This window comes from Galbibacter orientalis DSM 19592, from assembly GCF_000260115.1.
Taxonomy (GTDB): domain Bacteria; phylum Bacteroidota; class Bacteroidia; order Flavobacteriales; family Flavobacteriaceae; genus Galbibacter; species Galbibacter orientalis.
The window spans coordinates 1,024,447-1,048,685 of sequence record NZ_JH651379.1; the positions used below are offsets into that span (position 1 = coordinate 1,024,447).

The window sequence follows — 24,239 nt, forward strand, 5'->3', positions numbered from 1 at the left end:
TAAAAACTAGTTAACTTAAAATTAAAATCAATGAGAAAACTATTAGTAATAGGGGCGCTAATATTTGGAATGTCTTTTACGTATGCTCAGGATGCTGATGCAGAAGAAACTCCAAAACAAGGGTGGACTAAAGGAGGAACTTTCACTTTTTTAATCAATCAATCTGCTTTTAGTAATTGGGTTGCTGGAGGACAGAATAATATTTCTGGAACAGCGGGTATTAATTACGACTTTAATTATTTAAGAGGGGAATGGTCTTGGGATAATAAAGTAATAGCTTCTTATGGTCTTACAAATAACGATGACCAAGGAACACGTAAAACAGACGACCGTTTTGAGTACAACTCATTAGTGGGGAAAGAAGCTTTTGGAAATTGGAATTATTCTTTTTTCTTAAACTTTAGAACTCAATTTACAGACGGTTATGATTACGATAATGACGCTGATGGAGATTTTCGAACTTCAGGATTATTTAAACCAGCTTACTTAACTTTTGTTCCTGGTTTAGAATGGAAGAAAAACGAAAACCTTAAGTTTAATTTAGCACCAGCTACTTCTAAAATGACCTTTATTAGTGATGATCTTTATATTTATGATGATGATATTGATGATTTCGTTGCACATTCTGGTCCATCAAATATTAATGCTTTACAAGCATACGGAATTGATCCAGGAGATACTTTTCGTTACGAGTTAGGTTTTTATGCTTCAGGGTATTACAAGTTTACAGCTATGGAAAATGTAACTATTGAAAATACACTTAATATGTATTCTAATTATTTAGAAGATCCACAAAATGTAGATTTTGATTATACATTAAACGCCATATTAAAAATCAATGAATATCTTTCTACAAATTTTACACTTCAATTAGTGTATGATGATAATGCTGTAACAGCATTACAGTTAAGAGAAGTATTTGGTTTAGGAGTAAACTTCGGATTCTAAGAAATATTTAAACAAGTTTATAAAAAAATACCTCGACTATTTTGTCGAGGTATTTTTTTGCCTAAAGCCTAAAGCCTAAAGCCTAAAGCCTAAAGCCTAAAGCCTAAAGCCTAAAGCCTAAAGCCCTTCCTCATATTCAGGATACAAAAAGCTGTTATACGGAAAACGTGTTACGTGTATTTCCCTAACAGAGTCGTATACCTTCTTTCTAAATTCTTCTAGATTTTCTTTGTTTAAAGCTGAAATAAAGAGCACATCCTTACTATCTAATCTGCTCATCCAAGTTTGTTCCCATTCTTTTAAAGTGAAGTGTTTTGTAGTTTTCTCGGTAACTAAATCATCTTCATCAATGGTTTCATGCTCGTAATTGTCAATTTTATTGAAAACCATGATTGTTGGTTTGTCAGCACTTTTTATTTCATCTAAAATCTGATTAACAGAGGCTATATGTTCTTCAAAATTAGGATGAGAAATGTCTACTACATGTAGTAATAAATCAGCTTCACGAACTTCGTCTAGCGTACTTTTAAAAGATTCCACCAATTGTGTTGGTAGTTTTCTAATAAATCCTACCGTATCACTCAATAAAAACGGAAGGTTCCCAATAACAACCTTTCTAACAGTGGTATCTAGGGTTGCAAAAAGTTTATTCTCTGCAAAAACATCACTCTTACTAATAACATTCATCAAAGTAGATTTTCCAACATTGGTGTAACCAATTAAAGCTACACGGACTAAAGCCCCACGATTACCGCGTTGCGTTTCCATTTGTTTATCTATCTTTTCGAGTTTCTTTTTTAGTAAGGCAATCCTATCTCTTACAATACGTCTATCCGTTTCAATTTCTGTTTCTCCAGGTCCACGCATTCCAATCCCCCCTCGTTGTCGTTCTAAGTGGGTCCATAAACCTGTAAGTCGTGGTAATAAATATTGGTATTGAGCTAATTCTACCTGAGTTCTTGCATAACTAGTTTGTGCACGTTGTGCAAAAATATCTAGTATTAAACTAGTTCGATCTAAAATCTTAGCTTTTAAGATTTTCTCAATATTTTTTTGTTGTGCAGGCGTTAATTCGTCATCAAAAATTACAGTTCCTATATCATTCTCGGATACATATTCTCTAATTTGTTCCATTTTCCCAGTTCCAATAAAGGTCTTTGGATTTGGAATGTCTACTTTTTGGGTGAATCTAGTAGCTACTTCCCCACCGGCAGTATATGCCAAGAACTCTAATTCATCTAAATATTCTCTAGACTTTTCTTCATCCTGCTCTTGGTTAATAATACCAATGAGCACCACTTTCTCATAATCTATTGTTTTCTTTTCCAGCATAAATAATAGTGTAAAGTACAAAGGTACACAATTGATTTTTTTATTTTTACACCATGAGCGATAACAATTTATATACGGTAGCATTTTATAATTTAGAAAACCTGTTTGATACCATTAACGACCCCAATATTTTAGATCAAGACTATACTGAAGATGGAAGGTTGCAGTGGGATGATGACCGATATGAAAACAAAATTTATAAATTAAGTAAAGCAATTGCTCATATTGGTGCTAAAACGTTAAGCGCTCCTCCTACATTGTTAGGTGTTGCTGAAGTTGAAAATAAAAAGGTCCTCAACGATTTGATTGCTACTGAGGCTTTAGCTGATGCCAATTATAACTATATTCATTATAATTCTCCAGATGAACGTGGCATCGATACTGCACTTTTGTATCAAGCAGCTACTTTTGAGGTTGTTCGGAGTAAGGCTATTCCTCTTTTAGTGTATAATGAAGAAGGAATCCGAGATTATACTAGAGATATTTTACATGTTTTTGGAAAGTTATATGGCGAAGAAATTCATGTTTTTGTAAATCATTGGCCTTCTCGGAGACAAGGAGCTGGAGAGACAGATTATAAGAGAATTGCGGCTGCAAAAACATTGCATACCGTTATTGACCAGATTAGAGTTCAAGAAGAGAATCCGAAGTTTATTATTATGGGAGATTTTAACGATGATCCTCACTCTCCTAGTGTAAAAGAACATTTGGTAACGTCCAATTTCTATAACCCAATGGAAAAGTTGCTTATTCCAGATGAAAGAGGAAGTCTTACGCATAATTTTAGTTGGAATGTTTTTGATCAAATCATTATTTCAACCAATTTCTTTGATGCATATCGCAGTAAACTTACTTTTTTGAATGCTGATATTTTAGATGAACATTTTTTAACTGAATGGGAGGAGAAATACAAAGGTTTTCCCTTTAGAACATATGTTGGCACAAAATATCTTGGCGGTTATAGTGATCATTTTCCTGTTTTTATTCAGCTAAAAAAATCTTAGGAATCTGTTTTCTTACTTGTATGCTGTTTTTGGATGATTTTTAGGCTCTAAAATATCAAAATACCTATTAAAGGTAAAAATAATCGATGAAATACACTTTAGCATACAGAAAAATACTACACATAAATTATTTATAATCTTACATTTTTTGCTATTTCATGTAATTCATCGAAAACTACAATGCATTTCATCGAATAAATCGTGCAGTTTATCGATAAGGTTTGGTTTAACTCCTACTTTAGTTATGCCAAATCACAAGAACTATGAAATCAATCCTACAAAAGACAGTTTTGTCTATCGCAATTACAGGAATTTTTCTTTTTAATGTCTCAGAAGTTGAAGCGCAACAGAAGTTTCAAAAAGCTACACATGTTCAAGATTTTCAAAGTAAGAATCTAAAATCGATTTCAGCTAAATTTAGAAGTAAAGCTTTATTGAATAAAGAAAAAGCACATAGTTTAGCACGTTCTAAAGGTTGGGAAGTGTCTAAAAAGCTTCCAAATGGTGGCTATATGGAATTAGAAAAAGTTGGTCCAGATGGGGCGCCTATTTATTTTACAACATTTAATGATAATGTGGTACACGCATCTAGATCAAATTCACTTTATAGAACTGGAGATTTGCATTTAGATGTAGATGGAATTGGCATGCATGTAGGAGTTTGGGATAGTGGAAATGCTTTAATGTCTCATCAAGAGTTTACAGGGAGAGTTAAGTCTGGAGATGATTCAAAAAGAACAAGTGGACACGCAACGCATGTTTTAGGAACAATTATGGCAGCAGGGGTTGATAAAAAAGCAAAAGGTGTTGCTTTCAATGCAGAGGGAGTTACTTTTGATTGGACTAATGACGAGGCGGAAGTGGCAGAAGCAGCGGCAAACGGATTATTACTTTCAAATCATTCTTATGGAATTAGTGGAAAAACAATTCCAGATTGGTATTTCGGAGCATATATTTACCAAGCGCAAGAATGGGACGAGATTATGTACAATGCTCCTTATTATTTAATGGTTACAGCTGCTGGAAATACACAGCAATATCAATATAATGAAACTCCAAATGTAGGAACTCCAGCAGATGCAAACGATCTTTTACTTGGGTATGCAGTGTCTAAGAATGGATTGACAGTAGCCGCGGCAGATAATGTGGTTTTAGATGAAAATGAAAACCTTATTAGTGCAGATATTGCTTCTTTTAGTAATTTCGGTCCTACAGATGATGGTAGAATTAAACCAGATATTACAGGCGAAGGGGTAGATGTATATTCGGCTTATAGTGATACAGAAACTAGCTATGTTAGTCAATCTGGAACCTCAATGGCGGCTCCTGGTGTTACGGGATCTTTATTGTTACTTCAGCAATATTACAGAGAAACACACGGAACTTTTATGAGAGCGGCAACGCTTAAAGGATTAACATTGCATACCGCAGATGAGGCAGGTGCTTTTCCAGGGCCAGATTATAAATTTGGATGGGGAATTATAAATGCTAGAAAGGCTGCAGAAACAATTTCAAAAGCGGGATTCGAATCGGAAATTATTGAAGAGACTTTAAATGAAGGACAAACATATAGTTTTACTGTTGATGCGGAAGAAGGACAAACATTAATGGCTTCAATTTCTTGGACAGACCTTGCAAATGCATCAAAAAATGAAGGGAAGTTAAACGATCCAACATCAGTTTTAGTAAACAACCTTGATATAATTATTACTAAAGAAGGAGAAGAGACTGCTTATTATCCTTGGAAACTTTCTGTTAGTAAAGGAAATAGTGCTGCGGAAAAAGGAATTAATAATGTGGATCCGTTTGAAAAAGTTGAAATTCCTAATGCTTCAGGTACCTATAAAATTACGGTTACTCACAAAGGGCAATTAGCAACTTCTTCACAGGATTTTTCAATAGTTCTTACAGGAGTTAAAAAAAGCGCTTGTACATTGGACACTCCAAAAGAATTGTCTTCATCAGAAATTAAAGAAACAGAGGCAACACTAGAATGGGAAGTTGTGGCAGATGCAATTTATGAAGTTGCTTATAGAGTGCAAGGAAGTAATAAAAATACAAGTGGTTCTTGGAATACAGTTCTAGCTACTAAAAACAATAATAAATTAAGCTCATTATCGCAAAATACCATTTATGAGTGGAAAGTGAGAACTTTATGTTCTGAGTTAGCAGAATCTGAATATAGCGAGGTAAAAGTATTTAAAACTAAATTTATAGATACAGAAGCTCCAAATAGTGTTAAACATATTTCGGTTTCTGGTTTGTCTCAAACTCAATTAGAGTTAAGTTGGGAACAGGCAACAGATAATGTTGCAACGGTTGCTTATGAAGTTTTTATGGACGGAATTAAAATAGATGAGCTTGCTGAAAATAAATTAACAGTAACCGGATTACAGGCAAATACAGTGTATACTTTTACAATTGTAGCTAAAGACGAAGCTAAAAATACTTCTGAAATAAGCGATGCATATTCAGTAAGAACATTATCTAAAGAAAGTCTAACTGATATAATTGCTTTCAATGATTTTGAAAATGGAATAGGAGAGTGGAGTGCATCAGGAATTTGGGGAGCAAGTAAAGGAAAATATACTTTGGATAACTCTATAGCTGCAAGTAGTAGAGAAACAGGTTTGGCTTCAATCTTAACGCCAAAAATGAATATATTACCATATGAAAAAATAGCGTTAGACTTCTATGTTTTAGCAACAGCTATTAAAAATAATGATAAAATATCTGTATCTGTAAATAATGGTAATGGTTGGGATTTATTAGAGACCTATGTTATAAATGATGAAGTAGCGAATGGATATTTCTATCAAGCTACATTAACTCTTACAAACAAAGAGCTTAAATTTTCTGAAAACACTCAATTTAAAATAGAAACACAAATTTATAATGAAACTACTAGCATTTACATTGATAATGTTACTGTTAGAGGTTTTGCAAATAGTGCAAGTAAAGAAAGCTCTTTAGATAGATTGGCAGCAATGGATGTTAGTGAACTTCTAAAGACTCAAGATGATATAAAGAGAATAAGTGTATATCCAAATCCAACAGTAAATAATATTACTATTAACGGACTTTCTGCTACTAACGATGCTTACCAAATTTATAATTCTGCAGGAAATATTGTAGCTGCAGGTAATGGTTACAATAAAAGTATTGATGTATCTCGTTTTCCATCTGGACTTTATGTAGTTGCAGTTCAAGAAAATGGAAAAATGACTGGAGCCAAGTTTTTAAAGAATTAGAACAGTGCCCAGTAGGCAGTCTGTAGTTGAGAGTTTAAGATTTATAGTTGATAATTGAAAAATCTTTCTCTTGATTCAAAGATTGAAAGTTTTTCGAATTGACTTCTCTATTTTATAGTCAAAAAACATCATAACAACGTAACTTCATAACTATTTAACTTTTTACTTTCAACCTTAAACTCTCAACTAAAAATCAGACATGTTTAATTTCTGAATCGTCTAAAATATCCTGTCCTCTTAAGCGAAGAAAAATTTGAGCTACGGCAATGACATCTTTTTCGCAATAAGTTACAATCTTATCAATATCTTTTTCAACGTAAAACACATGGCAAACCATACTTCCATCAATATCGTCTTTTGGCGATGGGATGTTTAAAATATTAGTAAGTAGCTTAAGAGAAGTATAATGCTTATAATCGCCAAACTTCCAGAGTTCCATGGTGTCTAAATGAGGGATTTCCCAAGGTTTTTTTCCAAATAAATTAAGTTTTGTAGGTAATCTTATTCCATGAATAATCATTCTTCTTGCAATAAAAGGGAAGTCAAATTCCTTAGCATTATGTCCGCAAAGTAATTTATAAGGTTCGTTATAATGAGTCTCTAAAAGGTTTTTAAATTCGTTCAAAAGATCTTTTTCTTCTCCGTGAATTGAGGTAACTCTAAAGCTTCTTGTATTACCTTTAAAGGTAAAATATCCTACAGAGATACAAACAATCATTCCAAATTCCGCCCAAATACCAGCACGATCATAAAATTCTTCTGGTGAAAAATCTTCCTTTCGCTGATATTGTGTTTTATGTGCCCAGAGTTCTTTTTTTGTAGGGTCTAAAGCATCAAAATTATCATGCTCTGGAACTGTTTCAATATCGAGGAATAAAATATTTTCTAGACTAATTTTAGTTAGCATCGTTTATTATTTTATAGGATTCATCAATATATTCATAAATGTCTTTACTGAAAGAATTTATTTGTTCTGATGAGGTCTGGTCTCCTAAGCGAACTATAATTAAGTTATCCTCTGGTTGAACAATTACATACTGACCTAAATGACCTCGGAGCATAAAAAAGTCTCTTCCATTGTAATTATTTAGTAACCATAAACCATAGCCATACATTTGTCCGTCTTTAAATCTAGGTTTTGTAGCTTTTTTAACAAAAATTGAATCCAAAAGCTGTACACCGTTCCATTTACCATTGTCTTTATAGAGCTTGCCAAAGCGAGCAAAATCTCTTGCAGTGGCAGCAATACAGCAATAAGCCTTTGCGAGTCCGGATTCTTTACTATCTAATTGCCAAAGTCCCATTTCTGTGGCGCCCATGGGTTGCCAAAAACTAGCGGATAAATAATTTGCTAAACTTTGTTTAGTGCTTTTCTGGATAATCATTGCCAGTAATTGTGTATTACCACTTAGGTATTTATAAGATTCTCCTGGGGTGTCAACTACTTTTAATCCGAGAATTATTTTTGTTAGGTCATCATCAAAGTAGGCACGGGTAGTGATGGAAAATGGACTGTAATAAGCCTCATCCCAATTGAGACCACTGCCCATTGAAGCTAGATCTCCAACAGTCATTTTTCTACCAATTGGAGTATCAAATTCTTTATAAAAATCTGCTACAGGTTGATCTAAACTCTTTATATACCCCTCTTGAATTGCCTTTTGTAATAGGGTTACAACTAGGGTTTTTGCCATTGAAAATGAGTTTGTACGACTCATCTCGTTGTATTCATTATAATATTTTTCTCTAAAAATAGAATCGTTTTTTATAATGAGAAAAGCAGCTGTTCCATATTTTTGATTGAGTTTGTCAAGATTTTCAGATACTATATTTTGATAGAATGGGGCTTTTGGCCATGGTTGAGGATTAACTCCTTTCTGAATAATTTCATTGTCGAAATACTTAAAATCATCTATAAAAGCAGTGGAATGCCCTGTTAAATAGGTTACACGAACGGCTTTTATCAAGTAATCATATCCGAAGATATATAGAGCAATCCATGTTATTCCTATAATAAATAGGAAGGCTCTGAAAATTTTACGTATCATTTTCATAGAGAGTTTGATGAAATTAAACTAAATATAGGAATTAATCTGTTTAAAAAAGCTTTTGTTGAGGAGATGGACTTTCGTGTTCTAAAAGCCATTTTTTGCGCCATAAGCCACCTGCATAGCCTGTAAGAGAGCCATCGGTGCCAATAACACGGTGGCAGGGAACAACAATCCAAAGTGGATTTTTACCATTGGCAGAGGCAACAGCTCTAATAGCTTTTACATCGCCTAATGTTTTTGATAGTTCTAAGTAAGAAGTTGTTTTTCCGAAGGGAATATTTAGTAATTCTTTCCAAACACGTTTTTGGAAATCTGTTCCTTGCGGGTTTATTTTGAAATTAAACTGTACTAGATTTCCTGTAAAATATGCCTGCAGTTGTTGGGTTGCTTCTTTTAAATCATCAGGAATGTTTGTAGAAATAGTAGTTTCTTCATCTAAAACAGTAATAGAAGTAATTCCATTTTTATCTCCAACAATTTTTGTACTTCCAAGGGGAGTTTTAATTACTACTTGTTCCATCATTCTCTTCAATTGGCTTTTCAAAAATACCCATTCTTTCTGCTCTAATTTGCCAATTTCTACGTGCTAATAATTGTAAATCTTCTACATTATCACTTTCATCAACAATTTCGAGTCCTAGCATGGTTTCTATAATATCTTCCATTGTTACGAGTCCGCTTATAGAACCGTATTCGTCAACAACCAAAGCAATATGATCTTGATTTCCTATAAATTTTTCAAAAAGTTCTGGTAGCGGAATACTTCGTTTAGAAATTAAAATATCTCTGCGGAGGGTACTTAATTTTTCATCACCTTCTCCATTAATCATAGCTTCCAGTACTTGATCTTTTAAAACAAAACCAGTAATATTATCAACATTATTTTTATAAATAGGAATTCTGGAGAATCGAAGTTTCGGATTTCTATTAAAGAATTCTTGGATTGTTAAATCTTCCGAAGCTGTTTTCATAACGGTACGTGGAGTCATAATATCTTTTGCCCAAATCTGATCGAAACGCATTAGGTTTTTAATCATGGTCGACTCAGATTCTTGGAAAACCCCTTCTTCTTGAGCGATATCTGCCATAGCTGTAAAATCTTCTCTACTGAAAACAGACCCATGTGCACTTTTCCCACCGATAAGTTTTGTTGTTAATTTTAAAAGCCAGATAATTCCTGTCCATTTTAAGGGAAAAATCATTATAGTCAATGTCTTAGCAGTAAAATTTCCTAATCGTCTCCAATAGGTTGCTCCAATAGTTTTAGGGATAATTTCTGAAACAACAAGAATTAAAACGGTCATAATAGCCGATACAATTCCGACAATATTAAAACCTAAAATATCAATTTTATATGGTAATTTTTCAGCTTGAACCCCCACTAAAATTGCGCCAACCGTATGTGCAACGGTATTGATAGTTAAAATAGCAATAAGCGGAGCATCTACATTTTGCTTTAACTTTTCAAGGGTAAAGGCATATGTCTTTCCTTCTTGTTTCTTTACGTTTATAAATGTTGGTGTAACGCTCAAAAAAACAGCCTCGAGTACAGAACATAAAAACGAGAAGAAAATTGAAACGAGGGCAAATAAAATTAATAATCCCATATAATTGATTTGTAGCTAAAATACGTATATAAATACTAAGAAGCAAAAGAAGGGTTTATCCCTAATGATTGTCTAAATGTAAGAATACTCTTAAAATTACCATCCTACATATTTAGGAGGTTTGATATTGTTTAGATTTAAATAAACTATTAATTGTCCGCGGTGATGTGTTACATGGTCTTGTAATAAATTGAGGATTTGCAATTTGGTTTTTTTGCCTGCAAAGAAATCTACTTTATCTACAAGTGTTGAGTCTGGAGTTTTTATAACTGCATTTTTAACTGCATCAAAAGAAGTGGAAATTGATTTTAATAGGGCTTCTTTGTTACTGTTTTCTACTTTTTCATCCTTAATATCAGCCTCAAAATAAGTTTTACCGAGCCAATTCATGTTTTGTTGAATATGTAGGAGTTGTTCTTTAAAACTCATTTCGCGCTCGGTAGGCTTATAGTCGTACTTTTCTTCGGGCATTGATTGTGCTATTTGTAGTAAATAGCTTTTAGAGTTTTCCCATTTTTCGCTAAAGGTAGCAACCGAAAAATCTTGAGCAGATAACGTAGTTATTGTCAGGATAAAAATAATAGAGAATAGATTTTTCATCAATTTAAGAAATTAGTTTAACTACATCTTTTGCAAAATAGCTAGCAATAATATCGGCACCAGCTCTTTTAATTGCAAGAGTTTGTTCTAAAATAACTGCATCATGGTCGAGCCATCCTCTTTCAGAAGCGGCTTTTATCATTGCATATTCACCACTTACTTGATACACGGCTACTGGTACTTCAAAATTATTCTTAAGGTCTCGAACAATGTCTAAGTAGCAAAGTCCAGGTTTTACCATAACAATATCGGCACCTTCGTCTATATCCATTTGTGTTTCTTTTAAAGCTTCGGTACGGTTGGCAGGATCCATTTGGTAGGTTCTTTTATCCTTAGGAATATCTTTTGCATCTACAGGAGCAGAATCTAAGGCATCTCGAAAAGGACCATAAAAAGCAGAAGCATATTTGGCGCTATAACTCATTATTCCAGTATTTATAAAACCTTCGTTTTCTAATGTTTCACGCATTTTTAAAATTCTACCGTCCATCATATCACTTGGTGCTACAAAATTGGCTCCTGCTTGTGCGTGGGATAGAGCCATTTTGGCCAATACTTCTGCAGAAGGATCGTTTAATATTTGTCCGTTTTCTACAATTCCATCATGACCATAAGCCGAATATGGATCTAGCGCTACGTCGGTCATAACCAACATTTCTGGAACTGCATTTTTTACAGTTTTTATTGCACGTTGCATTAATCCATCTGGGTTGAGTGCTTCGGTACCTTTATTATCTTTTAAATTGTCTGGTACTTTTACAAAAAGTAAAACCGATTTTAATCCCATGCCCCATAATTCTTTTACTTCTTTTTCAAGTAGATCTAAACTGAAACGGAAGTAATTTGGCATGGAAGCAATTTCTTCTTTTATGTTTTTACCTTCTACTACAAATAAAGGAACCAAAAAATCGTTTGGAGTTATAATGGTTTCTTGTACCAAACTACGAATAGCTTCATTGGTTCTTAAGCGTCTGTTTCTTCTTAATGGATACATATTTTTGTTTTTTAATTTTATAATTCTGAATGCGGTTCAAAGGTTCAAAGGTTCAGAGGTTCAGAGGGGCAAAGGTTTTAATAGTATTTTCTTTACTTTTAAATTTCCTCATTTCCTCATTTCTTACTTTTACACGCTTCAATCTTCTTCAATCTTAAAAGTATCATTTATTTTATCGGCGGTTTTGGTTAGTATTTTTGGTGCTTTAAATCGGTAGCCTATATAAATATCTATATAAGCAATATTGTCGTCTAATTGGATATGGTTATGACCGTGGTATTTCAGTTTAGAAAAATCGGCATGAATCCCACCAAAATAGCGATTCAAATTAAATCCGAATACTCCATTTGCCGACATACTAAATAAGGTTGTAAAAATACCAGTACCCCCAAAATTATTATAATTAAGTCCTACACCTACAGAAGCACCTGCAGAAATAAACATATGGTCATTAATTACATAACTGTATTGATACCCAGGAACTAATCCTATGTTTGCCGATTGCAAATTTTGGTCAAAACCGCTGGATTCCATCACAAAATTAGTATAATCGTATGCTATTTTCGGAATCAAACTTCCAGCGCTTTTTGCTTGCCATTCCCGTTGTCCTACTGTTGCCCGATATGAAAACTTATCATTTAAAGAAAATGCAGTGGAGCCTTGTATTTTATTAGTTTCTAAGAGCGGAGCATCAAAATTTTCAGCACTACTTTTTACCTCAAACCCCCGTTGATGATAAAAACTTAAAGTTTGAATCAATCCTTTATAAATCCCTCTAAAATTTAGATTGTAAATATCAGAATCGGTGTCATCGCCGTTGTTTCCTGGTAAGAAAGAAGGTGAAAATCCGAATCCAAATTCAATAAATCTATATTGGAAACCTAAAGCTAGGCGCTGTTTTTTATTGGGGATGATATCATACGTAGTTTTATTTTCACCTTGATAATAATCAAAACTATTAGAAACATCTATAAAAGAAAACCGGAGTCCTATTAAACTATTGAATCTTTTAATATAGCCATCATCAGATACGGTGTCTTTTTTAACCGTTTGTTCCTGAGAAAAACAGTTAAAAGAGAGAAAGAATAAAGATATATATATACTTATCCGACCCATTCTTTTGGAGTTTCCAATACTTTGATTAATTTTTCTTCTTCGCTTCCTTGTTCAGGATGGTGGTTGTAAACCCATTGTACATGCGGCGGCAAACTCATTAAAATACTTTCAATACGACCATTAGTTTTTAGTCCGAAGAGAGTACCTTTATCGTGCACCAAATTAAATTCTACATAGCGTCCACGACGGATTTCCTGCCAATTTCTATTTGCTTTGGAATAAGGAAGTTTTTTTCTTTTTTCCACAATTGGGACATAAGCCTCTAAAAAGCTATTTCCAACTTCAGTAACAAAATTATACCAATCTTCCATGCTTTTTTCTTCGGAAGCTTTACAGTAGTCAAAAAAGAGACCACCTATACCACGAGCTTCATTTCGGTGTGCATTCCAAAAATACTCGTCGCATTTCTTTTTAAAATCAGGATAGAAATTAGCATCATGTTTATTGCAAGCTGTTTTGCAGGTTTGATGAAAATGTTTGGCATCTTCTTCAAATAAATAATAAGGCGTTAAATCTTGACCACCCCCAAACCAACTATCTATAATTTCTCCTTGCTTATTGTACATTTCAAAATAGCGCCAATTTGCATGTACGGTGGGAACCATTGGGTTTTTAGGATGTAGTACCAAGCTTAATCCACAAGCAAAAAAATTGCAATCTTCTACTTTAAAATATGCCTGCATGGTTGGAGGTAAAGGCCCATGAACTGCCGAAATATTTACGCCTCCTTTTTCAAAAACATCTCCGTTTTCTATTACTCGTGTGCGTCCACCACCGCCTTCTGGGCGTTCCCATAAATCTTGTTGAAATGTTGCCTTCCCATCTATTTCTTCTAATTTAGAAGTAATGGTATCTTGAAGCTGTTGTATATATTGGTAGAATTTATTTTTCATCTGTTTACTTTCCTTTATATGAAATTAATTTTCCTTCTATTATTGCGAGTATGCTGTAATATAAAATACCTAAGCATAAACCAGTTTGCGGAGCATCTAAAAATAAGCCGCCCGAACCTCCTAAGTTGTTTTTTAATTTATTGTAGCCTGATAAGTTTAGGAACTCATTGGTAAGTCCAAAAGGGGGAAGTATTTCCGAGCTAAAAGCTACTACAAAAATTAATATAAAATAAACAATAAGAGCTATAATAGAAAAAAGAATGGTTCGATCTTTAAATTTTTTATCGACATTAAAAAAGGCAAAACGCATTCTGTTTAAAACTACAAACATATACGTAATTAAAATTACGTTGTTGGGCATTGACTTGTTGAAGGCATAAGCAAAGAGTCCATAAAAAGGAACAAAGATGATGAGCGACCATTTTTTGGGCATTAATGCCATAAAAACACCAGAATGTACCAAAACAAATTCAAAAGCCATTAAGGATGACATTGAATAAATTTTTTCTGCTTGTGTTGGTTGCGGAAACACCCACAATTGTAATAATTGATAAACAATAAACACATTCATTAAAATGCCTGCATACTCAAATTGTCGGTCGTATTTTTCAATAATGCTGATGGACATGTTTTTTATGGTCTTGAAGATGTTTTTCGTTCAATTGTTTTTGCATGCCTGAATTTTAAATCATCCGTAAGAATGGCGAAAGTCACTTTTGAAGCATTTTTTACAATGAATTTCATGGTGTACAAAATATCCCTTTTGCCGGGCACTTGCTCAATAAATTTTTGAGTGAATGCTTCGCCGTTTGTAGCTAAGTTTTCGTTCATGTTATTAATGATCCATTTGGCATCCAATTCTTTTCCATCTTTATCAAAAAACCGGAATGATTGATAATCAATGTTCATGTACTTTTTGAAGTTCAAGCTTACCGTACTGTCGGCAATTTTAAGATCGTAATCGGTGTTGCTCATGTTGGAATTTAGCGCTACTGTTTTTCTTTTGGTGGGTTTAAATGTAGTAATGTCTATTTCGACCTTTTCTATTTTTGGGACGGGTTGATATAAACCGGAATGATAAGGACCAAAATACATCGGGGTATAGTACGGAACATTCTTGTCGGGTTTTAAGTTGATGGTTTTTCCATTTTTATCATAAAATTGAATGCTGTTCACCTTTGAATAGGCGCCGGCCAAAAGGGAGTCCATAACACTTTCGCTGTTGTTGAGGTAACCACTTAGATAGTACGAATTTTCCCGCCCAGGATAGGTATCGATTACAAGGCTGTCCAAGCTTTGTGCTATTGTTTTTTCAAGCTTTTCCCTGTCTGTTATTAATGGGGGCTTTTGGTATTCGTATTCAATTGATGAGTTATCAGAGCTGCTGTATTTCATATAGCTGCTGTAGTACAGGTCGGGTTCTATTGTCATAAACTCTTCAAACATATCTGGGGCATGATAATTTTTTACCCTGTTTATCATAAAAACGCTGACATCATCATTTTCATGAGATACAAATTTGGTGTAAAGCGGTATTCCGGTTTTTTTGTCCAAAACATATTTCACCGCAATATTTGTGGTATCGTATTCTTTTTCCATAACACTCTTTCCGTAAAGGATCACTTCTTTTCTTGTGATGTTTTTTACCGTATAATCATATGTTACGACTTGGCTCTTGACATTAAGGAATTCACTGGAGATGGAATCGGTAACGCTCCAAGAGTATCCTTTTTTTAATACAATGCCTTCGTATAATTTATTGTTGCTAGGGTTGTGATACTTGCCAAATTCTTTTAAGGCTTCTTGTATCTTGTCAAAATCGTCGATGCCTGTATGGCTTACCAATTTTAAGGTTCCTTCTTCCGGTATAAAAATGAAAGGCTTGGAAATGATCTCCCTTACCTTTGTACTGTCTTGTCCCAAGCTTTCTGGGTTGTCGCTGTCCACCGTAAATATAGGAGACTTTACCTGAAACCGATCCACCTTCATGCGATACCCTTTGTTTTTTAAGAAAGTGGTCCCAATGATTGTTTTAAGGGCAAGGTCAATGCGTGAGGTGTTGAAAACAACCAATTCGGTCTCAAAAGGATACTGGTGATCTTTTTTTGGGTTGAATTCTAGTTTTTGACCAAAACCTTTAACTACGGCTAAGAATATTATATAAAAGATGAGTTTTTGCATACTGAAATAAATCTTGATGAATTAGTCTTTTGGAAATCGTTTTTTTACTTCTTCGTTGTAATCCTCCACAAATTTTTCAAACCATTCGGTAGATTGTTTTTGTAGTTTTCTCATTATTTCAACATAATCAACAAAAGAGTCTTTATGAATTCCGCCTTCACAGGCTGTAGCATGTTTAATATTTGGAAATATAGGGTCTGGAGTTATTTCTATTGTTTTTAAACGAATATTATGTTTTACATTTTTTTCTTTGAAGAGGATCTCATCGGGTTGTTCAGTAACGATTTGTGCAAGACTAACAACGTCATTTTCAAAAAGCGGATCTGCAAATTCCGATAATGGAATAAATCCGTCCTTATCCATCTTAAACTTATAATTTTCAAAATTGAATAAACTCATTTTTTAAATTTAGTGTTAACTTAAATCCCTCATGGAGGGTTTTATTTCTCTTGAATAGTTATAACCTGTAGGATTGCGCTTTTTGTATTTTCTGAATTAAATCAAAAGAAAAAGTTTTACTTTCCAATTGAGCGTATTCATAAATAGCGATTGTTTTTTCTGCTAGGTTTGATTGATTTTCTTTGGATTCAACTTCAATAATTTTCAATAGTAAATCTCCTAATTGTTCGTAATTTTCAAAGGATAAATTTTGAGTATGAAGCTTTTCTAACAATATATCAACATTGGTTTCTATAATAAATTTTATAGATAATAAGTAAGCAGTTTCTAATTGTTTATCTACTTCTTGCCTTTGTTCTTTTTCCCATAAATCTGGAACAAATTCAATGTTTAATAAACTTTCTAAAATGCGACTTAATCGTTCGTTTTCTTCATCTTTTAACCCTTTGCTTAGCATGATGTTCAGCGTTTATATTTTTGTCTATGTATCAATAAAAACAAGCTTGTTGTTTGCTAATTTTATTTCATCTAAATTTGTTATTTGAATTGCTTCATTCGTGTTGTCTAACAAACTAGTAATAGATATTTCAAGATTTTTATTAGACGAATATTGTTTTTCAGCAAAACAAATTCCAACAGTATTATTATGAATATCCATAGCCCTTTCAAGCGGATTGTTTATAAAAGTATCTTCGTGCCAATCGGTTATAAATTTTGCCCATGAGGTGCTTTTTTTAATATTTTTCCCCGCTTTTAAACTAAAGTTAATAATTAAAAAAGTCCATAGTGCATGCCTGAAGGCATTAGCAATATTATTTTTATGGTGTGTATTTCCAAAGTGTGTTGTGGTAATAGAAATACATTTTTTAGTTGCTTTTATAAAACAATAAAACAAAATTGGGCGAGAAATAGCAATGCCTAAAAGTCGGATTAACTGACTCCAAGAAAGCGATTTTATAATTCGCCCAACATTCATTTTATTTATGCTCATATTCTTTAACCGCCTCAATAAATGCTTTGGCGTGGTCAACAGGGATATGTGGTAAAATACCGTGCCCTAAATTGACAACATATTTATCTTTTCCAAACTCATCAATCATTTCATGAACCATTTTTTTGATGGTAGGGATAGGAGATAGCAATCTTGACGGGTCGAAATTACCTTGTAAAGTAATATTTCCGCCAGTTAAATAGCGTGCATTTTTAGGAGAACATGTCCAATCTACTCCTAAGGCAGAAGCTTTACTTTTGGCCATATCTCCAAGTGCAAACCAACATCCTTTTCCAAAAACAATTACTTCGGTTTCGTCTGCCAAGGCTTCTACAATCTGATTAATGTATTTCCAAGAAAACTCTTGATAATCTTTAGGAGAAAGCATTCCACCCCAAGAATCAAAAATCTGTACTGCATTGACACCATTTTTAACTTTTTCTTTTAGGTAAAGAATGGTAGTATCTGTTATTTTTTGAAGTAAAGCATGTGCAGCTTCTGGTTGTGAAAAGCAGAAACCTTTGGCTTTGTCAAAACTTTTAGAGCCCTGACCTTCTACAGCATAGCATAAAATAGTCCATGGAGAACCAGCAAAACCTATTAGCGGAACTTCATTGTTCAACATTTCTTTGGTAAGCTTAATAGCATCCATAACATAGCCTAATTCTTCATTAATGTCTGGAACAATAACTTGCTCTACATCTTTAGCAGAACGAATAGGGTTTGGAAGCCATGGGCCAACACCAGGTTTCATTTCTACCTCAATATTCATTGCCTGTGGAATAACCAAAATGTCGGAAAAAAGAATAGCAGCATCTGGTTTTACAATACGAATTGGTTGTACAGTAATTTCTGCTGCTAACTCTGGTGTACGGCAACGGGTAAAGAAATCGTATTTTTCTTTGAGTGCCATAAATTCTGGCAAATACCTTCCAGCTTGACGCATCATCCATACTGGTGGTCTGCTTACAGATTCTCCTTTGAGGGCTTTTAAAAATAAATCGTTTTTTATCATGTCTTTTTTATAATCCAATTATGCGCTAAGCATTTTTTTTTCGATAACCGAGATTTGAATGCTCCAATATTTAGCGTTAAATTTTTTTAGTTTACTTATAATGTTTTATAACCTGAATAATAACGTTCTCAATAGTACTTCTATTTGCTGTTATAATGTTATTGGTGTGTTTTCTAGCTTCAGCCTCGGTGGTTTTACCGATGCAAAAAACTGTGGTTTCTTCAAATAAATTTCGTTGCGCAAAACTTTCTACTGCACTGGGGCTAAAAAAGAGGACACCATCATAAGTACGAATCATATTTTTTGAAGTTAAGGCTGTTTTATAAACTTCAATTTCTGATAGTTTTATCTGATTCTTTTTTAACAATTTTGGCAATTCTTCTCTACGGATGTTTCCACAGAATAGGGTAAATTCTTTTTCTGAATGCTTTCTTACAATCTGCTCTGCCAATGCCTGTGCTTGATATGATTTTTCTGTTACAGAAAAGCCTTTTTTCTTTAAGTAGGCCTCCGTTTTATCTCCTACACAGAAACAATTTTTTATTGTAATTTCACGATCAAGAATTGATTTAACTGCATTTTTGCTTGCAAAAATTGCATTTTCTATAACAGTCGGACTTTCAAATTCTATGGGTGATATTTTAATGAAATCTTCATCAAAGCAATTTATATTTTCTTTTAATAATAGTTCTTTTTGAGGGTTGGTTAATTTTTTGGTGCTCAATATTTCTATCATATATCAAAAAATTAGTTAGTCATTGCGTCTCCAAAGGTTGCAATATCTTCATTCCTACCAAAAACAATTAGCAGGTCGTCCTTTTTTATTTTAGTATCATTAGCAGGAAGTCCAATTACTTCTTTTTTCTTTAACTGATTTCCTAAAAAGTTCTTTTTATTGCAAGGGCGAATAATGGTAACAACATTTAAATTATACTGTTTTCTAAAATCTAAATCTTGAAGCGATTTATCCTGAAAAGAGTCATTTACCTTTACTTCAGAAATCGAATATTCATCATCTAAATTAAAATTATCGAGTACATTTCTTAAGTTTATTTTTCCTGTAAGATTTGCAGCAGCTTCTTGCTCTGGGTGGATAATATGCTCAATTCCCATAGCTTTAAGTACGGTGTCATGCACAGGAGATAGGGACCTACTGATAATTTTAGCTGAAAATTTTTCTTTTAAAATTGCAGTGGTAATAATAGCAGCTCCTTCATGTTCTCCAATAGCAACTACTGCAATATGTGTGTCTTTTAACGGAAGAGAATCGTATGCCAATTCGTTGGTTGCATCTAAGCAAATGGTGTGGGCAATTTTATCTTTTAATAGATTTACCTTCTCCATTTTTAGATCTACTCCAATTACTTCATTTCCCGATTCGGTAAGCTTTAAAGCTAAAGAACTTCCAAAATTTCCTAAACCAAAGATGATAATCTTCACGCTAATAAATTTAAGTTAAACATTCAATTTTCAATACTTTCAATAATTATGCAAGCAATTTCTACTTTTTAAAATGCTTTTAGCACAGGTCTTGGTTATACTTAATCCCTTTGTGGGGAGGTCATAATTAGTTAATTAATATATTTTCCTTTGGATATTCATAAAACTGATTATTCATCTGTCTTAAAAATCCAATAAGAATATTAAGCATTCCTATACGCCCTATAAACATTACAACAATAATAACCGTTTTGCTTGGATAGCTTAAATAAGGCGTTAGATTTAAGCTTAGTCCAACTGTACTGTATGCAGAAAACGATTCAAAAGCAACAGAAATCAAATCTCTTTCTGGTTCAAAAAACAGTAACAATAAAATAGCAATACCAATAGTTATTAACGAAATAGAAACAATAGCAAAAGCTCTGTTCAACGTGGCATTGCTAATACATCTGGTTCCAATTTCTATTCTTTTTTTATTTCTAGCAATGGCAAAAATATTTAAAGTTGCTAATGCAAAGGTAGTAGTTTTAATACCTCCTGCAGTAGATGCTGGCGAACCTCCAATCCACATTAATAATATTACAAATAGTAATGATGGCATTGTTAAATGAGAATAATCTATGGTGTTAAAGCCCGCAGTTCTCGGGGTTACAGCTTGAAATGCCGTAGCTGTTATTTTTCCAAAAGCAGTATGGTGTTCTCCAAGTGTATTGGTTCCTTCAGAAAAATAGAAAAAAGTAAACCCAGCTAAAAGCAACAGTAGCGTTGTAGCCATTACTATTTTAGAATTTAGTGTAAGGAGTCTTACTAAATATTTTTTGTGCTCTTTGGTAAAGAGATTTAAGATATATAGTTTGATGTAATTATAAAAATTGAAAACAATATTGTAGCCTAAACCTCCAAATATAATGAGGAACATAATTACCCATTGGAATGGATAATCAAAACGTAAATTTTCATTAAATAGTCCATCTGGGGCATTAGAAAATCCTGCGTTACAAAATGCTGAGATAGAATGAAAGATGCTAAAAAATATAGGATGTTCTAATTTTGATAAATCATCAATAGAAAAATATATAAAAATAGCTCCAATCCCTTCTAAGGAAAAAGTAAAAAGCACAATATTCATTGCAAATTTTAAAGTGTCTTTTAGCGTTTCCGAAGCTACGTAGTCTTTTACATACAGCGTTTCTTTAAAAGAAGATCCTCCTTTAAAAAAGTAAGCAAAAAAGGAAGTGAAAGTTAAGATTCCTAATCCGCCTAATTGAATTAAAAATAGGATAACTCCCTGTCCAAAAAGTGTAAAATCTGTTGAGGTATCCATAACTGCCAATCCTGTTACACAAACGGCACTTGTGGAGGTGAAAAAGGCATCAATAAAGTTAATTTCTCCAACTGTAGTTGCTTTTGGGAGCATTAATAAAAACGCTCCTAACAAATCAAATATAAAAAAGCTACCTACAAATAAGATAGCTGGGTTGAAATATACACTGTATAAATACCTGATTAAAATGGTAAGTCTTAATACTAAATAAAGTAGTAAAGCACCTTCTAAAAAGGGTTTTATTTTATATAAATAATGTTCTAAAACATGGTGAGAAGCAAAAATATATACAAAAATGCTAAGTAACACAACAGAAGCAAAGATACTTACGTACGTAAGGCTTATGAGCTTTCTGGTTTTGTCTTTTTGAATAAAATAACGATATATATTAGTGCCTAAAAGAATTAAAATTAAAGCACTTATAATAATAAGTTTATGTGTTCTAAATTTTTCGTACACAAAGAAGCCAAAATCGAAAATTAGAAAGCTAATCACGATAAAGTCAATTATTAAGAAAAACAGTCTTTGTGGACTTAATTTTTTCACACGAGTAAATTTAATTTTTTATATAATTAAGTAAAGAATCATTATCTATACAATCCCTTCGCTTTATTCAACTCCTCTTCTAAAGGCAACTATACTTTGACTCAGCTCAGTACGGAGCTTGGTTGTTATAAAACCTTCTGTGAGGGTTTTATAAGCTTAATTCTTTTTTAAGTTTTATCATAATTTCTTCACCACCTTCTTTAAGGATTTCTTGAGCGCATAAGGCACCAAGGCCTTCGCAATTCTCTATGAGAATCCTTTTTTCTACGGTTACTTTATGTTTTCCATCTAAAGAGAACAAACCACCAATAAAAGTTACATAATCAATATCTATTACTGCAAGCGCCCCAATTGGTGCCGTGCAGCCACCCTCTAAAGTACTTAAAAATTCTCTCTCTATAGTGGTGCAGATGTCAGTTTCGTAATCGTTTAATGTTTCTATAGCCTTGCGTGTGGATTTATCGTTTTCCATGGCCACCACTAGCATTGCTCCTTGTGCCGGAGCAGGAATCATCCAATCTAGTACCGTATGATTTTGTGGTTTTAAATTAATTCTTTCCAATCCTGCGGCTGCAAATATGGCTCCACTCCAGTCGTTGTTTTGTAGTTTCTCTAATCGGGTATTTACATTCCCACGTAAATCTACAATAGTGTGCTTTGGGTATCTATTAAGCCATTGCGCTTTTCTACGTAAACTTCCTGTTGCAATTGTAGCATGTTTGGCAAACTCTTTTGGTTTGTCTTTATGTAATAATATGTCAAAAGTATTTGCTCTAGGCAACACAGCTGCTTTTACAATGTTTTTAGGGAGTTTTGTAGGAACATCTTTCATACTATGAACGGCTATATCTACAGTCCCATTTAACATAGCTACGTCTAATGTTTTTGTAAAAACCCCTGTAATTCCTAATTCGTGTAATGGTTTATCTAAAATAAGATCTCCATCGGATTTTACAGGAACAATAACAGACTCAAATCCGTTTTTTGCTAATAAATCTTTTACATGGTTAGCCTGCCATAGTGCTAATTCACTATCGCGAGTTCCAATTCTAATTACGTTATTCATTTTGAAGTCTCTAATTGAAACACTTTTTTAATTAGTTCAATACTTTCGTCGGAGGTGTTCGAACTGTCTTTTAAATGGTTGGCGAAGTGTGTTGTAATTTTCTGAATAATTCGATTGCTGATAATTTCTGCCTGTTCATCATTAAAATCGTTGATTTTTTTACGTTGAAAGTCAATTTCAGCATCTTTCATTGTTTTTAACTTCTTCTTTAAAGCTTTAATTGTGGGGGCAAATTTTCTTGTTTCTAACCAATGTTTAAAATCAGTTTCTACCTCTTCAATAATACTTTCTGCTTTTGGAATAAATTGCTCTCTTCTTTTTAGCGTATCATCTGTAATTTTTGATAACTGATCCAAATGTACCAAAGTAATATTTTCTAACTCTTCTACATTTGTATCTACATTTTGGGGGATAGACAAGTCCAAAATTAATAAATCTTTTGAAGTATGTATAAGTTCTTTTGCAATGGTAGGCTTCTGTGCTCCCGTTGCCACAATAAGGACATCACTTTTTCTTATTTCTTCCTGTAAATCGCTGTATTCTTTTACAATAAGATTAAACTTCCCAGCAATTTTTTCGGCTTTATTTTTTGTTCTATTAATTAAAACAATATGATCGTTCTTGGTGTGCTTTACTAAATTCTCACAGGTATTGCGACCTATTTTTCCCGTTCCGAATAATAAAATATTCTTTTCTGAAATGTTTGGAATTTTGGCCAAAATATATTGTACCGAAGCAAAAGCCACAGAGGTAGCCCCCGAAGAAATTTCTGTTTCATTTTTAATACGTTTACTTGCTTGAATTACACAATTACACAAACGTTCTAAAAAATGATTGGTAAGGTTCCGTGCTTTTGAAGCAATAAAACTTTGTTTAATCTGACTGATAATTTCAAAATCTCCCAGAATCTGACTATCAAGTCCTGTTCCAACTCTAAACAAATGCGAAATAGCTTCGTTGTTTTTATACACATAACCTATTTGCTGAAATTCATCTACAGTTCCGTTAGAATTTCCGCACAACAATTGTATTAATTGAAAAGGATGTTGAGCAAATCCGTAAATTTCGGTTCGATTGCAAGTAGACGTTACCAAAATACCATCTATACCAGCAGATTGAGCTTGATCCAAAAGCGCATTCTTTGCAGTTTCGTCCAAACTAAATTTTCCTCTCAATCCGGCATCAGCTTTTTTGTAGCTAATTCCGATAATGTAAAAAGATCTATGTTTTGAAATATTATAAGCTTCCATTCAGTTTTTTCTGAAGTCGGAGCAAAATTATATTTTAAAGATTTATAAAAATAACGCTAGAAGAACTTTTTATGTCGCTTTAGGAAAAACACTCGCCTTTTGATTTGATATACCGCAAAATACCGTATTTTTGAAGTGAATTAAGTGATTGACGAATTATTTGTTTAGAACAATTCTAAATAATATGATTTGTTTTTACTACAAATGTAAGTTTAAAAAATAACGCTATAA

The 24,239-nt window shown here is 33.2% G+C and carries 23 protein-coding genes; 3 read left to right on the plus strand and 20 right to left on the minus strand.

The annotated features are described in order from the left end of the window. Window positions 1-30 precede the first annotated feature (30 nt). Complete coding sequence (locus tag JOOMADRAFT_RS04630) at window positions 31-948, plus strand: DUF3078 domain-containing protein (RefSeq protein WP_008611641.1); 918 nt, start codon at window positions 31-33, stop codon at window positions 946-948. Between the two features lie 117 nt (window positions 949-1,065). Here JOOMADRAFT_RS04630 and hflX read toward each other — a convergent pair whose 3' ends face one another. After that, complete coding sequence (gene hflX, locus JOOMADRAFT_RS04635) at window positions 1,066-2,280, minus strand: GTPase HflX (RefSeq protein ID WP_008611642.1); 1,215 nt, start codon at window positions 2,278-2,280, stop codon at window positions 1,066-1,068. Window positions 2,281-2,333: 53 nt separating this feature from the next. Here hflX and JOOMADRAFT_RS04640 point away from each other — a divergent pair, with 53 nt between their 5' ends. Both JOOMADRAFT_RS04640 and JOOMADRAFT_RS04645 read left to right on the plus strand, forming a co-directional pair. Continuing rightward, on the plus strand, window positions 2,334-3,284 hold the full coding sequence (locus JOOMADRAFT_RS04640) for an endonuclease/exonuclease/phosphatase family protein (protein WP_008611643.1): 951 nt from the start codon (window positions 2,334-2,336) through the stop codon (window positions 3,282-3,284). Window positions 3,285-3,547: 263 nt separating this feature from the next. After that, window positions 3,548-6,535 carry a S8 family serine peptidase gene (locus tag JOOMADRAFT_RS04645; RefSeq protein WP_157136652.1) on the plus strand — a complete coding sequence of 996 codons (2,988 nt, stop codon included), beginning with the start codon at window positions 3,548-3,550 and terminating at the stop codon, window positions 6,533-6,535. A 193-nt stretch (window positions 6,536-6,728) separates the two neighbouring features. Here JOOMADRAFT_RS04645 and JOOMADRAFT_RS04650 read toward each other — a convergent pair whose 3' ends face one another. The 19 genes from JOOMADRAFT_RS04650 to hemA form a co-directional block, all read right to left on the minus strand. Beyond that, window positions 6,729-7,442 carry a 3'-5' exonuclease gene (locus JOOMADRAFT_RS04650; protein ID WP_008611646.1) on the minus strand — a complete coding sequence of 238 codons (714 nt, stop codon included), beginning with the start codon at window positions 7,440-7,442 and terminating at the stop codon, window positions 6,729-6,731. Beyond that, on the minus strand, window positions 7,432-8,589 hold the full coding sequence (locus JOOMADRAFT_RS04655) for a serine hydrolase domain-containing protein (RefSeq protein ID WP_157136653.1): 1,158 nt from the start codon (window positions 8,587-8,589) through the stop codon (window positions 7,432-7,434). The genes JOOMADRAFT_RS04650 and JOOMADRAFT_RS04655 overlap by 11 nt, the downstream gene beginning before the upstream one ends. A 43-nt stretch (window positions 8,590-8,632) precedes the next feature. Further along, entirely contained in the window at window positions 8,633-9,106 is a 474-nt protein-coding gene (locus JOOMADRAFT_RS04660) for a methylated-DNA--[protein]-cysteine S-methyltransferase (protein WP_040879543.1), read from the minus strand. Continuing rightward, the gene (locus tag JOOMADRAFT_RS04665; protein ID WP_008611651.1) at window positions 9,087-10,193 is read right to left on the minus strand and encodes a CNNM domain-containing protein; all 1,107 of its coding nucleotides are present in this window, start codon (window positions 10,191-10,193) and stop codon (window positions 9,087-9,089) included. The genes JOOMADRAFT_RS04660 and JOOMADRAFT_RS04665 overlap by 20 nt, the downstream gene beginning before the upstream one ends. Before the next feature lie 96 nt (window positions 10,194-10,289). After that, complete coding sequence (locus tag JOOMADRAFT_RS04670) at window positions 10,290-10,793, minus strand: DinB family protein (protein WP_008611654.1); 504 nt, start codon at window positions 10,791-10,793, stop codon at window positions 10,290-10,292. 4 nt (window positions 10,794-10,797) lie between these two features. Then, a complete protein-coding gene (gene hemB / locus JOOMADRAFT_RS04675; protein WP_008611655.1) occupies window positions 10,798-11,787 on the minus strand; it encodes a porphobilinogen synthase in 990 nt (329 codons plus the stop codon). Window positions 11,788-11,925: 138 nt separating this feature from the next. After that, window positions 11,926-12,903, minus strand: coding sequence for a DUF4421 family protein (locus JOOMADRAFT_RS04680; protein WP_008611656.1), 978 nt, complete (start codon window positions 12,901-12,903; stop codon window positions 11,926-11,928). Further along, a complete protein-coding gene (gene hemF, locus JOOMADRAFT_RS04685; RefSeq protein ID WP_008611657.1) occupies window positions 12,891-13,796 on the minus strand; it encodes an oxygen-dependent coproporphyrinogen oxidase in 906 nt (301 codons plus the stop codon). The genes JOOMADRAFT_RS04680 and hemF overlap by 13 nt, the downstream gene beginning before the upstream one ends. Window positions 13,797-13,800: 4 nt before the next feature. Next, window positions 13,801-14,424, minus strand: coding sequence for a hypothetical protein (locus tag JOOMADRAFT_RS04690; RefSeq protein ID WP_008611658.1), 624 nt, complete (start codon window positions 14,422-14,424; stop codon window positions 13,801-13,803). A gap of 5 nt (window positions 14,425-14,429) precedes the next feature. After that, window positions 14,430-15,977, minus strand: coding sequence for a hypothetical protein (locus tag JOOMADRAFT_RS04695; RefSeq protein WP_008611659.1), 1,548 nt, complete (start codon window positions 15,975-15,977; stop codon window positions 14,430-14,432). 21 nt (window positions 15,978-15,998) lie between these two features. Next, window positions 15,999-16,376: a hypothetical protein gene (locus JOOMADRAFT_RS04700; protein WP_008611660.1), complete on the minus strand. Its 378-nt coding sequence runs from the start codon at window positions 16,374-16,376 to the stop codon at window positions 15,999-16,001. Window positions 16,377-16,434: 58 nt separating this feature from the next. After that, entirely contained in the window at window positions 16,435-16,833 is a 399-nt protein-coding gene (locus JOOMADRAFT_RS04705; protein ID WP_008611661.1) for a hypothetical protein, read from the minus strand. A 24-nt stretch (window positions 16,834-16,857) separates the two neighbouring features. Beyond that, a complete protein-coding gene (locus JOOMADRAFT_RS04710; protein WP_040879544.1) occupies window positions 16,858-17,367 on the minus strand; it encodes a DUF6973 domain-containing protein in 510 nt (169 codons plus the stop codon). After that, complete coding sequence (gene hemE / locus JOOMADRAFT_RS04715; protein ID WP_008611665.1) at window positions 17,354-18,382, minus strand: uroporphyrinogen decarboxylase; 1,029 nt, start codon at window positions 18,380-18,382, stop codon at window positions 17,354-17,356. Before hemE ends, JOOMADRAFT_RS04710 begins: the two co-directional genes overlap by 14 nt. 91 nt (window positions 18,383-18,473) lie before the next feature. Beyond that, window positions 18,474-19,118: a uroporphyrinogen-III synthase gene (locus JOOMADRAFT_RS04720; protein WP_008611666.1), complete on the minus strand. Its 645-nt coding sequence runs from the start codon at window positions 19,116-19,118 to the stop codon at window positions 18,474-18,476. 11 nt (window positions 19,119-19,129) lie between these two features. Beyond that, window positions 19,130-19,822, minus strand: coding sequence for a potassium channel family protein (locus tag JOOMADRAFT_RS04725; RefSeq protein ID WP_008611667.1), 693 nt, complete (start codon window positions 19,820-19,822; stop codon window positions 19,130-19,132). A 127-nt stretch (window positions 19,823-19,949) separates the two neighbouring features. Beyond that, entirely contained in the window at window positions 19,950-21,692 is a 1,743-nt protein-coding gene (locus tag JOOMADRAFT_RS04730; protein ID WP_008611668.1) for a TrkH family potassium uptake protein, read from the minus strand. A gap of 148 nt (window positions 21,693-21,840) precedes the next feature. Then, the gene (gene hemC / locus JOOMADRAFT_RS04735) at window positions 21,841-22,758 is read right to left on the minus strand and encodes a hydroxymethylbilane synthase (protein ID WP_008611669.1); all 918 of its coding nucleotides are present in this window, start codon (window positions 22,756-22,758) and stop codon (window positions 21,841-21,843) included. After that, the gene (gene hemA / locus JOOMADRAFT_RS04740) at window positions 22,755-24,008 is read right to left on the minus strand and encodes a glutamyl-tRNA reductase (protein WP_008611670.1); all 1,254 of its coding nucleotides are present in this window, start codon (window positions 24,006-24,008) and stop codon (window positions 22,755-22,757) included. Before hemA ends, hemC begins: the two co-directional genes overlap by 4 nt. Window positions 24,009-24,239: the final 231 nt, after the last annotated feature.